Raw genomic sequence first — 14,503 nt, forward strand, 5'->3', positions numbered from 1 at the left:
AGCCTCCCAATAAAATGTCAACGCATGCTACTCCATCATAGAGTGGAAACGCTTACCAAACGATGTGTATTCTTAAACGAAATAGGCGTAATATTACGACATATGAAACGGCAAGAAGGCTGTCGCGACAGTGCGCGACAGCCTTCTACATCAACCATCAATAAGCTTCGAATTCCGCGATTTGCGCGGCCGGCCATCCCGTATTGCCGGTGATCGTCAATCGCACGAACTTCGTAGTCACTCCGGTAAGCGCTATTTCTACCGCATTGGCGTTCTTCGGATCGAACGTGTACGGCTTCGGCGCAAGCACCGATGTAAACGTCTCGCCATCGGCGCTAACGAGAACTTCGATTTCTTGATCCCGCGCTTCCCATGCATCTTGCGGCGGCAGTCGCAAGATCACCTTGCCGACGGCCTTCTCCTCGCCAAGATCCAACGTCAGAGACTGCGGGAATTTCTTGGCCGTGCTTTCCCAATACGTGTACGGATCGCCGTCAACGGCAAGCTCCGGCGGGAAAGCATCTGCCGTGTTGGAAGTCGCGAATACTTTCTGCTGCAGCGCTACGTTAATCTGAACTTTGATTTTCTCGAACGTTTCCGCGGCTTTGCTGACTTCCTTGGCCGAAGTCAGTTCCACGTAACCGACCTTTTGATCTTTGATCAACGCAACGTAGTCGAATAGGACGTAATCTCCCTCTTCCTTAACCGGAAGTTCGGCGATCTTCGTTCCGTTCGCTTGATAGGCGATCGCGGCAACATGAGGCCAGTCTTTGCCTTTCTTGATCTTAAGCGTCGTATCCGCGCCGATCGGTTGATAGACGCGAATGAGATCCTTCTCCCTGACTTCAACGAGGTTATGCTCTCCCGCATCCAGATCCAAACCGTTATACCGAACGAAGTTGCCTGCCCGGCGATTGTCGTCGACCGCCTTCACGTCGTAACCACCGGGAGCGAGCGTTACGTCCGCATCCAGGGTATAAGCTTCGTCTTTGTTCCAGTTCGCCGTAACTTTGTATTTGCCGAAATCCGTAAGCGTGACGGCGGGAGTCACTTGTTCGAAACCCTTTACCAACGAGTCGGCGTATTGCGATAGAACGTATTTCTGGAACACGCCTATCGTATCCACCCATGGATTGGCAACGCCATTGAAGAAATCGGCGCTTAAATTGTAACCCATCGCCAAATTCCATCTCAGCATGTCTTGATCGTCCGTCATCGTCTCGGCGGCGAGATCGTGATGATACTGCATCACCTTATCGCGGAACATCATACCGGACAACGGATAGTAATCCGTGTATGATGATGTATTCTTGCGATACTCCAGTATATCCCACAAATAAGTCGAGCCCATAAAGCCGACCGAATCGTCCGCCAAGACGTCCGTTCCGTCTTCCATGTACATGTTGTGTTTAAGCGAATCGAGATAGTTTCTTACGCCTTGGAAATACGCCGAAGAAGGATCGGTTCCTTCCGGAATTTCTTTATTGAACACGTACGGGGAATTACGGATGCCCCACTGGTCCTCGAATATCCCGTCGAACCCGGCTTGCTCCAACAACTTCTTGTGCTCTTCGGCGGTCCGTTGCAGGAAGAACGGATGACCCGTGTTCACGACGTACCCGCTATGTTTGCCGTAGTCCTCTTTCATGATCGCGTTGTTTTCCTTGACGACGACCAAATCGTCCAGCGTCGTTCCGGAAGGCAATTTCTCGAACGTCGGGGAATGATTTCCCCACCAGCTCATGTTCGTATACGGCACGACGCGGTTGCCTTTGTCCTTCGCCGCTTTCATGAACGCGAGGAAGGCGGGTTCCCCGCCCCAGGCCGGATCGGGAGGCATGAAATCCGGATAGTTCTCGTCATGGCCGCCCTTCTGGAAGCCGACCAGATGCAGAATTCCGTTGTAATTCATTTTGTCCACGTAATTTTTGGTCAGATTGTTCCAGTTGCCGTCTTTGATCGCCGAAATATCCGCCTTGTAGAGCGGCAATTCGAAATAAGCTTGCTTCTCCTTGCCCAATTTGTCGTCCAAGGAGCGATACTCGTCGATTTTGTTCAGCTTGCGATAGCTTTCGGCCGTCTTCCCATAGTCCCCGAGTTCGATGACTACGGAAGGGCTGCTCCACTGCTTCTTGGGGTCGATCCACGTTTTGTAGTTGTGAACGATTCCCGTCTTTCCTTTATCGTCTACTTGACTCTTGAAGCCGAGCTCCGTCGTAGCCACGATATCGCCATGCAGGTCATATACGGCGAGGTTGCCGCCGGTCGTTCGCAATCCGACGTAGGAAGCGAACATAACCCCCGGATACTGATCCTGGAAGGAGTTGCTCTCCTTGAAGAAAGCATCCCGCAGCTTAGCCCCCGGAAGCATCGGCAGCATACCGTCCGTAACGGTCGCGGAGTCTACCTTCAGCTCGTAAGGAAACCGGAAGGATTTAATCGTCTTGTCCGACTGATTATCGACCTTGGCATCCAAGTAAATCCGATTTTCCTCGTTGAATCGGGCGGTCACTTCTACTTGAATTGACCCCCCGTAACGAAACGAGAGCTCGCCTTTCCGACCGTTCCAATCGTAAGAGAAATTTTCGGCCTTCTGGCCGTTCGTCGAAGAATCGTCCTGAAGGAACGCCCACCATAACGCGTTCTCCCGATTGCCCAACGTGATGTTGTCCGAAGAGTCTTCATTCTTAAGATAAGCGATCGCGCCGTTATCAGAGCGAAAAGCGATCTCGTACTGTCCGCTCTTGACGATCAACAACCCGTCTTTGTCCTTGAAGCTGGCTTTGGCGCTGAACGGAGTATTCAAGAATAAGTACGCCGCTGCCAGCAGGATGATGACGACCCCGAACGAGATCCATGCCGCTTTCGATTGCCAAATGCGCATTGCCGCACCTCTCCCCTATAACCGGATTCGAATTTCGAAGGAATGATTTGCCGTTATCGAAACCTGCAGTCGGCGACTGTCCCCGTCGTAAACCCATGTATCGACTTCCGTGCCGCCGGTCGAACTTAGTTCCTCCGGTTTAGAAGCGACGGGTTCAATCGTCAATAACAACTTCTGAGCGCTATTCAGCCCGTCGTGCGCATAATCGCAAGCGATGATCAACCCTTCCTCGGAAAGCTCTCGCAAACGCCAATTCCGAAGCCGATATTGACCGGATTCATAAGCATACGTGCGCCCGTCGTCCTCGTAATGAGCGAACGAGTTTTCATCCGCTCCGCCCGATCCGACATAGAAACGAACCCGATCGGGCTCATCCGTCTGCTCCCCCATCGATTGCCTTAATGCTTGCTCGGGAACGATAGCCCCGGCTTTGACATAGAGAGGCATCGTATCTAGCGGAGCATGAGCCAGAACGGATTTGCCGCCTTCGTGCTTCTCTCCCGTCCAATAGTCGTACCAGACGCCCTCGGGCAAATAAACCGATCTAGACTGCACGCCTGGACGGTAAATCGGAGCAACCAGAAAACTCGAACCGAATAAGAACTGATCGCAAACGTTATAGACGGCGCGATCTTCCGGATATTCCATAATCAAAGCTCGCAGAATAGGCACGCCTGTCTTGTGAGCCTCATAGAACAGGGAATACAAGTATGGCATGAGCCGGTAACGCAATCCGATATACTCGCGGCAGATCGCTTCAACCTGATCTCCGAACATCCATGGTTCTTGCCTGCGGGACTCGATAACGCTATGGTTGCGGAAAAAGGGAACGAAAGCGCCCATTTGCGTCCACCTAGCCACGAGTTCTCCGGATGCGTGATGCGAGAATCCTCCTACGTCGGGGCCAGCGAAAGCAATGCCGGACATCCCTAGGTTCAGTACCATCGGAATACTCATCGCCATATGCTCCCAGAAGCTGCGATTGTCCCCGGTCCATACCGTCGCGTAACGTTGGATTCCCGTATAACCGGCGCGTGTCAGCACGAACGGACGATCCCCGGACAAGCCTCGTTTCATTCCCTCGAAAGTTGCCTTAGACATTAAGAGACCATATAGATTATGCCATTCCTCATGGGTTTTCGGATTTCCGTTATTCGCGTGAACGACGTCCGGATCCATCGTCTTCGAATCGTTGAACACGGAAGGCTCGTTCATATCGTTCCAAATTCCGTTTATGCCCTGTTCGATATAGAACCGATGGTGATCCCCCCACCATTCCGCGGCGGCATCGTCGGTGAAATCCGGGAACGCGCTAAGCCCTGGCCACACTTTCCCGATGAAAATATCACCTTCAAGCTTCCGACAGAAGTATCCGTTCTTAACGCCTTCTTGGTAGATGTGATATTTCGGGTCTTTCTTCACGCCCGGATCAACGATCGGGACGAGCTCGAACCCGAGCTCTTTCAATTCGGCCATCATTTCCAGCGGCTTCGGAAACCGCTTGGAGTCCCACGTAAACACTCTGTATTCGTCCATATAGTGAATGTCGAGATAGAGTACGTCGCACGGGATGCCTTTTTTCCGAAAAGTACGGGCAATGTCCAATACTTCCTCTTGGTTCATGTAGCTATATCTGGACTGCTGGTATCCGATTGCCCATTTCGGCGGCATGTATGTCTTTCCGGTAATGTCGGTAAAACGTTTCACGACGTCCTTAATGCTAGGGCCGTTAAATAAGAAGAGATCCAGCTCGCCGCTGGCGATATTGACGGTATAACGATCTTCATGCGTTCGCATATCGAAAGTCGCTCTACCGGGGTTGTCTAGCAATAACCCATAGGCCGGTTTGCCATACTCGTAGTGGATCAAAAATGGAATCGATTGATATAGGGCATCCGTATCTTGCACGTGCGGCTCATATACGTCGCTGTTCCACATCTCGTAACGCTCGCCGTTTTTGTCGAGGAACCCGGTTTTCTCGCCTAGACCGTAGAAATGCGAATCGCTGGATTTAACAGCCGAGAAGGCGATCTTGTTCTTCTCGTCCCATTCGGTCGCCAGCTCTTCGAACCATAGCTCCCCATTCCCGTTGAACAACCGCAACGAGAATCTCTCCGGATCGATAACCGCATGCATCGCCGGCGAAGAAATGACGATGTGACCGTCTTTCTCCTCGACTTCTACCGTTGTCGGCTGCGCCGCATCGTCGACGATAGCGGGAGTCGACCGCAGGTCGGGAGTCTCTCCGAAAAACAGCTTCATTCTAAGCAATTGTTCGTTAATAAAACAAAAAACCACATTCGCGCGTTCTCCGCGCAAAATGACGGTTCCTTCGATCCTGTCCGTCCTGTAAATGCGCCCTACCGAAGATGATAACGTCTTCTCCCGTTTGTCGTTCGGTCGGTCCGGCAATATCGCTTCGCTAGTCAACATGTTCGTTCGATGCTCCTCGGATAGTGTAGAGGGTTGCCTACTGCAAACTTTCGTTCGCCTTAGGCAACCCTCTTTCAAACTATTCTACTTTGATTTGATCGTAGAATTTCTCTTGCACGGTTTTCGCGGCGGCATCGAGCTGAGCTTTAAGATCTACGCCTTTTTTGGAGAAAACTTCTTGGATGACGTTAGTCATAGCCGCATAGAAATCTTGCGTATTGAATTGCGCTTCAGGCTTACCGTCCAGAAGGCTCATCAATTCGTCGCTGTATTGATATACGTTGTCGTATTTGTCGTATACCGCTTTGTTTTTCACGCCGTATTCGGAATCTTGCTTGAAGTACTGAATAACAGGAGGTACGAAATATTTGTTCTCTGCTTTACGAGCTTGGATGTTTACTTCGAGCGACTCCAACCCTTTGTCGGAGAAATAATCGAATACCGCGTATTGGAATGCCATTTGTTGTTCTTCCGGCGTTGCGTTCGGATTGATAACGAGGAAGTCTCCGCCGAGTACGCCTGTGTGTTTGCCGCCTGCGCTAGCTGCCGGCATTGGATACACGAGCAAGTCTTCCGGTTTCATTCCGCCTTGGTTCAAGCCTTGATCGAGCGGACCGTCCGGTCCGGCGATGACCATAGCCGTTCTGCCTTGAGCGAACGCGCCTACCGCATCTCCCCAGCCTAATGCCCAGTCAGCAGGGATAACGCTTGCTTCTTTTAACTTGCTGTAGAACTCGAGAGCTTTCAACCCGGCTTCGGAGTTAAATGCCGCCGTAACTTTGCCATCCGCGACCGTTTGGATTTCTCCGCCGGCTTCGAACAAGAAGTTCGTCCAGTTCCAGCCAGCTTCGTTTCCTTTACCCATCGGAGCGATACCGGAAATCCCTTTGCCCGGATCGGCAACCGCTTTAGCCGTGTTCAGCATGTCATCCCATGTCCAGTTCATTGGAGGAACGGTCGCGCCTTTGTCCGTCAGCATCTTTTTGTTGATTACCGTACCTACAACGTAACCTTGTTGCGGAATTCCGAAGATTTTGCCGCCGATGTTGAATTGGTCGAGCAAGATCGGGTTCAGTTGATCTTTTTTGTCATACGCGTTGAACAGTTCGGTAATGTCGGCTGCCCAACCTTTCTCCGCAAGGAACTTACCTTCCGTCGCGTAAGTGTTGAACAGAGTAGGCGCCTCGTTGGCTCCCATTTTGATCCCGATTTCGTTCGGGTTGTACTGCCAGTCGCTTTTGACGATTTCGACGTTAGGATACACTTCGTTGAAGCGTTTGATTTTGTCGTCTTCGAGAGCGCGTTTCTCTACCAAGTCCGGAGTCGGATAGTAGATGCTGATCGTTGCTTTAATTTGCGTATTGTCTACCGGAGGTGCTTCGCTGCTCTCGGCTGGAGGAGCCGCGGACGATTCGGCCGGCGTGCTCGCCGCCGGAGCGGAAGCGGATGGCGATGCATTGTTTTTGTTGTTGCCGCCGCATGCAGACAGCACAAGGCTGAATACGAGAAGGCTAGCGATAACCGTTGATATCTTACGCATTGTTGTTAATCCCCTTTTCGTTTTAATTGATTTGCTTACACGCTCATCATAATGGAGGCGCATTCATCAAGGCGATGTGTATTCCTATTTCGATCATGTGCAGTTTTACGCATGCTGTTTTTCGACCTTACCCTTTGACGCCGCCTAAATGCAAACCGCGAACGATGTATTTCTGGAAGAGCAGGAACACGAGAACCGGCGGAAAAGAGATCATCGTCAAGATGGCGAACCGCAAGTTGAGATCCAATCGCCTGACTTCTATGACGTACTTATAGATTGCCGTTGCAAGCGGATATCGTTCATTGCTTGAGAGAATGAGCGACGGCCAGTACCAGTCGTTCCATGCCGTCGAGAAGACGAAGATCGCAAGCGTAGCGAAGATCGGAACCGACAACGGGAACGCGATCTGGAAAAACAATCTCGGCTCGGATGCTCCGTCGATCCGCCCCGATTCGAACATCTCGATGTTGATGCCGTCGAAGAACGACTTTAGCAGCAAGAGGAAAAACGCGTTCGCTCCCGCCGGCAACCAAAGCGCCCAGAACGTATTCATAAGTCCGAGATCGCGCAGGTTAACGAAGTTCGGAATAATGTACGTCGTCGGCGGGATAAACAAGGTCAACAGGAAGAAATACTGTATGACCTTCTTGTACGGCACGTTCATCCGGGATAAGCTGAATGCCGCGAACCCGACTACGAGCACCGTCATGACCATGTTCCCTGCAAAAATGAATAAGGTGTTCCTGACGAATAGCGGAAGTTCGATATGTCCCCATGCTTTCGAGTAATTCTCGAAGTGCCATTCCGAAGGAAGGAACGTCGGCGGGAATGAATTGACTTCCGTGTTCAGCTTCAAACCGTTAAATAGAATAACGAGCATCGGGTACAGCATCGTGCACACCATGACGAGCACGATCAAAGTCATTAAGTAATACATGATCCTGGTTCCGGGTTTTTTCAAGTCGTAATTCGACAAGATTCCACGTTCCATCGTTTTCAAAGCCTACGCCTCCTTCTTGTTGGACATTCTGTATTGGAGAACCGCAAGCAATCCGAGAACTAGGAACATCATGACGCCCAGCGCTGACGCGGAGCCGTAATCTTGTTGTCTGAACGCGTATTTCACGACGAGCAACGCGTAAGTAAGCGTCGCGTTGTTGGGTCCGCCGTCCAGCATAGCCATTTGCGATTGGAACCCTTGCGAAGTCGCAATGAGCTGGAGAAGAAACAACAGAATAATTTGGTTCTTGATGGCCGGCAGCGTGATATAGCGAATTCGTTTCCACACGCCCGCTCCGTCGATTTCGGCTGCTTCGTACCAATCGCGCGGAATGCTCAGTATCGCGGCTAGGTAGATTAGCAAGGCGGAACCGAAGCTCTGCCAAGTTTCCATGACCACGAGAGAGATCATCGACCAAGCCGTATCCGTTAAGAAAGCAACCGAGTCGAAGCCTAATCTGGTGGTCACCGCGTTAATCGGCCCTACAGGATCATACAGCCACCTCCACAGGCCGTATAATACGACGACCGGAACAACGTAAGGCAAGTAAGCGGCGATTCTGGCGAAACCCTGGAATCTTCTCATCTCCGAGATGGAGATCGCGAACAGGATGGGCACCCAGAAGCCGATCAATACCCCTAGCGACATGTAGTAAAGCGTATTTTTCACCGAGGTCCATACATCGGGATCGTTGAATATCCGATTGTAATTATCCCAGCCTACGAACGTGTCCCCTTTGACGAAATCGATGTGGTAGAAGCTAAAGATGACCCCTTTGCCGATCGGCATCCATAAGAACGTGAAGAAGATGGCTACCGCGGGCAAGAGGAATAAATAGCCCCATAGATGTTTGGTCCACTTTGTGGGAGGTCGCTTGGTTTGGGATTCCAAGGGACGTATTGGAACGGCGTTGGTTTGATTCATTTGGTCTCCCTCATTCCTTAATATCTATCAATAACTACTATTGTAGAAAAAGGAGCGCCAAGTGAACATGTGCGTATCTATTGGGATCATGGGCAATACTACTTCTTCATTTCGCTCGGGCTGATTCCGAAGTATTTCTTGAATATTTTGCTGAAATGTTCCGGGGATTCGTAGCCTACGCGCTCGGAAATCTCGTACCGGCGCAAATCGGTATTTTGGATCAGCCGCTTGCTCTCCTCCATTCGAAGTTTGATGACGTATTCCCATAAGTTCGTTCCGGTATTTTTCTTGAACAGATAGCTCAGATAATTGGGGCTTACGTGGTTTTTCTGCGCGACCTCGTTCAAAGTCAGCCCTTTCTGCGCGTAGTTGGAGTGAATGTATTCGTTGGCTTTCTCTACGATCAAGTTGTTCTGGGCTGCCAAATCCTCGTCCGTAGGATCCTCGGTAAACAAACCCCACTTGAAATCGCCGAAGAAAAAGACGTGATGATCCTTATGCTCGCGGTTCCACACGATCGCCTTATTGACCTGAACGTTCAGCTCGGGCAAGAATTCGCGGCCTTTCAGAATCTGACTAATTCCGACAACGCATTGAAACCCTAGAAACCTATGGATGTGGAAATGTAAACTTCTTCCGATCATCTCCAGCTGATTGATATTGTCGACGCTGGAATCGCCGTATCCGGCCTCGTCCCACTGAACGATGATGCTGACGTCCCGGCTCTCGGAGTAGAAAGAATAATGATTCCATTCCTTATCGAGAAGTTCGTTGACGATATTAAGAACCGCATATTGCAACAGCTTCGCGTCTTTCTCTTCTACCTTTATGCCTTTGGAGCTGGAGTCGAGATCTATGCGGATCTTGATCATCGCGAAATAAGGTCCGCGAAGGACGATTTGATTGGCCTGTTCCAACCCGTACGTAATCGCCGAGGACGATCCCGACGGATCTTCCGACAGAAGTTGATTCAAGATCTCGGTTCTTTCGGGATGGGGCTGTTCCATGCGAAAATGCTCGCGCAAATCCGAAATCATATCGGCTTGATCCTGCAAAGGACGATCCATGTGCAGAAGAACGTGCCGCACGGTATTCAGCAATTGCTCGCTGTTAATCGGCTTAATCAGATAATCCTTCGCTCCCAACCTCATGGCTAGCTGAGCGTATTGGAAAGTCTCGTGGGCCGAGATTACGATGACCTGCACCCAAGGCTTGATGATCTTTGCTTGCTGCATCAGCTCGATCCCGCTCATCGCGCCCATTTGAATATCCGTGATCAGCAAATCGATCGTTTCCATTTTCAAGTAATCCAATGCTTCGTAACCGTTATGAGCGGTATAAATATTCTGAATGTTAAGCCCCGAGTTTTCCAGGAGACTGGCTAAGCCCCGGCATATGAGCGGTTCATCGTCCACGATTAGAATGTTGTACATCGATTAGTCCCCCCGAAATGTGTCATTGATCTGTCTGTCCGGCGCTTGCTCGTTTGGGAATCACGACGGTTACTTTGGTCCCTTCCGTAACGCGGGCTTCGTAATGCAAGCCGTAACCGTTGCCGAAGTGCAATTGGATACGCCTGTTGACGTTCTTGATTCCATAGCCGGTTCCCGTATCCGGAGCTTCGTTCTCGAGCAGCCGGTTTATCGCTTCGTAGTCGGTTTCTTTATATCCATTATCTTCGACGGCAATAATGATGTTCTCCTCCTCGGAACGAACGGAAACGATAATTTCCCCGTCCTCGCCCATATTGATGACCCCATGGATGATCGCGTTTTCTATCAACGGCTGCAGCGTGATCTTGGGAATCATGTAGGGCATAACGTCGTCGCCGATATCCCAACGGATGCTGAACCCGTATTCGTACCTCTTCTGTTGTAAGCTCGTGTAGGCCATGGCATGTTCAAGTTCTTCTTCGATCGAAATAAGTTCCCTGCCTCTGCTCAAGCTGATTCTCATCAGCTTCGACAGCTCCTTAATCATCTCGGCCGATCCCATATTTCCTTCTAGCGAGCTTTTCCAATAGATGCTCTCTAGCGTGTTGTACAACAAGTGGGGATTAATCTGCTGGTAGAGTAACTGCAATTGCGACTCTTTCTGCTTGATCTCCATCGTGTATTGTTCGTGAATCATGTCATTGATCCGGTTCGCCATGTTGTGCACCGAGTAGATCAATACGCCGACCTCGTCGTTGCGCTCCTTCGACGGGACTCTCGCCAACGGCTTGCCGGGTTCATGGGAACGGGCGAACATCGCAAGCTTCCGAAGCGGGTTCATGAGCGAGCGCCAGAAGTACATCATGACGACAATCGCGAATAGGGAATAGACGATCGAGATCGTCTGGATTACTTGCTTCAAAGCGCTGATTTGCTGGAGCAAAGACTTCGTCGGGATCGTGTAAACAAGCTTTTGTTTCAAAGAATATTTCGTATGGATCACGTAAATGTAGTCCTTGGAAACCGCGCTAAGCGTTTCCTCCATCGCTTCGTTCGTGATTAATCCGTGGGGCAGCTTCAATACCTTGCCCATATCTTCCGTCGTCGTCGCAAGCACCCGGTCGGACCAATCGGTCAAGTAAAGCTCTCCGCCTTCGGGCAAGGAGACGGTGCTAAACGATTCCTCGATTTTCTTATCCATCTTCGTTGCGACGAGCACTCCTACGATGCTCTTCCCGTTCGTGACGCTGTTGACCGTACGAAGATAAGCAAGCGTCTGCTGATCTCCTTTCGGCCCGAAATTGTCGATAAGCGCCAGTACGCCTTTGCCTCTTGCATTGAGGGCATCCTCGATCCAAGGCGTCTTCGTTTCGTCCGAATAGAAGAACACCTTAGCGGTGTTATTCGGCCGGTCGATATCCGGAATCGAAGGGGCGAACGGATAGCTGTTGTTCGGGTCGTAGACGAACAGGAAATAGTAGATCGATTCCCCTCCGTATAATCCCATAGAGTTATTGCCCAGCAACGTATTCAACTCCCGATACTTAACGACTCGGTCGAATTCCACGTCCTTTTTGTCGCTTACCATGCTCTGAGTAACCGGATTCTGAATGATCGTCGTCATGATTCGGCTGATCGTATCGATATCCCTGTTGATCAAGAAATGATTTTGCTTATTCAACTCTTCATAGGCGTTGGTGACGTGTTCCTTCAGAATCTGTTCGGCTTTCGAGTTCGCGTACATATTCAGGAGAAAAACCGGACTCACCAATATTAAAAACAACAAAATCAATTGCTGTCTCACGTTCATCTTCGTCAAAGGATTTTTCATTTTCAAGCTCACCTAGCTCCCCCCAACGTATGTCGATCCCTATTATGAGCGCTTTCCCTATGAACGGGCAGAAGATTACGGCATTCGCGTACAAGCGCGCCTATTTTACGTAGAATAACACATTATCAGACAAATGATAGCCCTTACAATGAGAGATAGACAGAATCATAAGGGAGGGTCCGCTAGATGCGTATGTTCCGTTCGGTAGGCGCGAAATTATTCATCTTGTTTTTTGTTTCGACATTCGTTTCCGTTCTCCTTGTCGGTCTGATTTCGTACGGCAAATCCCAGTCCATTATCGAGGATAAGATCAAGACGGTTTCGCAACAAACCGTTAAAGAAGCGACGGAGAAGGTCGCCTTGATGCTCAAGCAGTTCGAGGATATGTCCTTGCAGTTCTCGACTAGCCGCGAGCTTCAACAGCAGTTGGATATCCTATTCGACGCTTCCGCCGATCCGGCCGATCTGATGAACGCGAAGATGACGGTTCAAGACACGCTGAATCAGATCGCCAGGACGAATACCTATATTAAATCGATCTCCTTATTCAATACCGGAGACGAGAATCAAACGATCTCTTCCGTTTCGACGGGATTAACGGCGATAGATCGCAAAGCCGAATGGTATACCAAGGCGATCGGAATGAAAGGCACCGCGTTGTGGCTGCCTATGATCGAGAACGGTTACACGGGCTTGGCGAAGGGCAACTTGTTCGCCTTGACGAGGGTCGTCAACAAATTCGTCATCGTCTTCGAGATCGATGCCGCGATGCTGACGCAAACGTTGGAAAGCATCCATTTCAGCGCGAGCTCCCGAATGTTCCTCTCCGACGGCCAAGGAACGATGCTTCTGTCCTCCAGGCCGGAAGACGTCGGAAAACGCTTCTCGGTGGCGGACGAATCCGACGATCAGTTGATCGTGTCCGAATTGCTGAAGAAAACTTCATGGACGCTAACCGGCGTCGCTCCCTTAAGCGAACTCGTCGCGGAAACGAAGGTCATTCGAAATCTGACCTACATCATGTGCGCAATCGCCGCGGTCGTCGCGATCGCAATCGGTTATCTCATCTTGTTGTACATAGGCAAACCTTTATTGAAAATCCGCAATATGTTAAACGAAGGCGCGAAGGGCAACTTGAACGCAAGGGTGAAAATAAACAGAAAAGACGAAATCGGGGAGGTCGCCGACAGCTTCGATCGGATGATGCAGCAGATGAACGGACTGATCGAGCAAACCCGAACGTCCGCACACAAGGTGCTGAATACCTCATCGACCTTGCTGCACGTATCCCAGAACACGGCGACATCGTCCGGAGAAATTTCTACGGCGACGGGAGAGATCGCGGAAGGTTCCGCGCAGCTTGCATCCGAGGCGGACCAAGTGTTCCATATCGTAGATTCCATGAACGCCGATCTTTCGAACGTCGTGAACGCGACGGACGAGATCAATGTTTCTTCGTTGGACGTGAAATCCGCTTCTTCGGAAGGCAAGCGATTTATGGAGGATGTCGTTCAAATGACTTTGGATTCGGAGAGTTCGATCGATCTGTTAGTCAAACGGGTCACGAAGCTGGAGGACAGTACGGGGGAGATGCAAAAAGTGTTCGGGTTGATGAACAAAATTACGAAAGACTCCAAAATTTTGTCACTGAACGCCGGCATCGAAGCGGCCCGCTCGGGGCAGCAGAGCGGAGGATTCAAAGTCATCGCCAAAGAGATGGGACTATTATCCGATCAAACGCACGATTCCTTGAATACCGTCAACTTGATGACGGAGACGATTCAGGATGAAATCTCCCAGACGGTCAAAGCCTTAAAACACGCCTTGCCGTTGTTGCAAAATCAAATCCAATCGGTCAGAACCGCCAATGCGATTTTCAACAAAGTATTCGAGAAATCGGAAGCCTTTACGCTCCACGTCGAACAAATCAAGGAAACCGTAGTTCGGCTCGAGTCGAAGCAGCGTCACCTGAATACGTCGATCGGGAACGTAAGCAGCTTCTCCCAGCAAGCGTCGGCGACTTCCGAGCAAGTCTCGGCGCTGAGCACGGGCCAACTTCAATCGAGCCAAGAGGTCGTAGGGATCGCCAAGGAATTGGAGAGCTTATCCCTCTCCTTGCAGGAAACTCTCTCGGGTTTCTCTTCTCGCGATAAGATTTAGACTTTTAATAGGAGTTGCTGCGGTTTCCCTGAGGTCAATTCGATATTACAGGTCGAATTGGGAATCATGGTCGGGGAAACCGCGACCAGAATCAAACCTAAAGTTGGCTCGATGCTCGATAATTCGGTGAACCGGATTTGGTGAGGGAATTGGTTCGGGACTTGGTACTGAATTAGGGGCGGAATTAGAGCGGAATTAGAGCGGAATTAGAGCGGAATTAGAGCGGAATTAGAGCGGCTGCGCCGCTTTAAATCGAGCGAGGAGGCATTGTGAGCGGAATTAGCGCGGCTGCGCCGCT

8 protein-coding genes are annotated in these 14,503 nt (G+C 50.5%); 1 reads left to right on the forward strand and 7 read right to left on the reverse strand.

The window, feature by feature from the left end; genetic code table 11:
* Nucleotides 1-157: 157 nt before the first annotated feature.
* From HH215_RS11895 to HH215_RS11925, 7 genes are all read right to left on the reverse strand, one after another.
* Nucleotides 158-2,884, reverse strand: coding sequence for a discoidin domain-containing protein (locus HH215_RS11895; RefSeq protein ID WP_169280101.1), 2,727 nt, complete (start codon nt 2,882-2,884; stop codon nt 158-160).
* A 15-nt stretch (nt 2,885-2,899) separates the two neighbouring features.
* Nucleotides 2,900-5,317: a glycoside hydrolase family 31 protein gene (locus HH215_RS11900; protein ID WP_169280102.1), complete on the reverse strand. Its 2,418-nt coding sequence runs from the start codon at nt 5,315-5,317 to the stop codon at nt 2,900-2,902.
* Between the two features lie 79 nt (nt 5,318-5,396).
* On the reverse strand, nt 5,397-6,857 hold the full coding sequence (locus HH215_RS11905; RefSeq protein ID WP_169280103.1) for an ABC transporter substrate-binding protein: 1,461 nt from the start codon (nt 6,855-6,857) through the stop codon (nt 5,397-5,399).
* Nucleotides 6,858-6,984: 127 nt separating this feature from the next.
* Nucleotides 6,985-7,848 carry a carbohydrate ABC transporter permease gene (locus HH215_RS11910; RefSeq protein WP_169284351.1) on the reverse strand — a complete coding sequence of 288 codons (864 nt, stop codon included), beginning with the start codon at nt 7,846-7,848 and terminating at the stop codon, nt 6,985-6,987.
* 12 nt (nt 7,849-7,860) lie between these two features.
* The gene (locus HH215_RS11915; RefSeq protein WP_169280104.1) at nt 7,861-8,781 is read right to left on the reverse strand and encodes a carbohydrate ABC transporter permease; all 921 of its coding nucleotides are present in this window, start codon (nt 8,779-8,781) and stop codon (nt 7,861-7,863) included.
* 98 nt (nt 8,782-8,879) lie between these two features.
* Nucleotides 8,880-10,214 carry a response regulator gene (locus HH215_RS11920; protein WP_169280105.1) on the reverse strand — a complete coding sequence of 445 codons (1,335 nt, stop codon included), beginning with the start codon at nt 10,212-10,214 and terminating at the stop codon, nt 8,880-8,882.
* 22 nt (nt 10,215-10,236) lie between these two features.
* Nucleotides 10,237-12,045, reverse strand: a complete 1,809-nt coding sequence (locus HH215_RS11925) for a cache domain-containing sensor histidine kinase (protein WP_254450452.1) — start codon at nt 12,043-12,045, stop codon at nt 10,237-10,239.
* A gap of 186 nt (nt 12,046-12,231) precedes the next feature.
* Here HH215_RS11925 and HH215_RS11930 point away from each other — a divergent pair, with 186 nt between their 5' ends.
* A complete protein-coding gene (locus HH215_RS11930) occupies nt 12,232-14,205 on the forward strand; it encodes a methyl-accepting chemotaxis protein (RefSeq protein WP_169280107.1) in 1,974 nt (657 codons plus the stop codon).
* Nucleotides 14,206-14,503: the final 298 nt, after the last annotated feature.

The sequence above is a fragment of the Cohnella herbarum genome (genome assembly GCF_012849095.1).
In the GTDB taxonomy this organism is placed as follows: Bacteria; Bacillota; Bacilli; order Paenibacillales; family Paenibacillaceae; genus Cohnella; species Cohnella herbarum.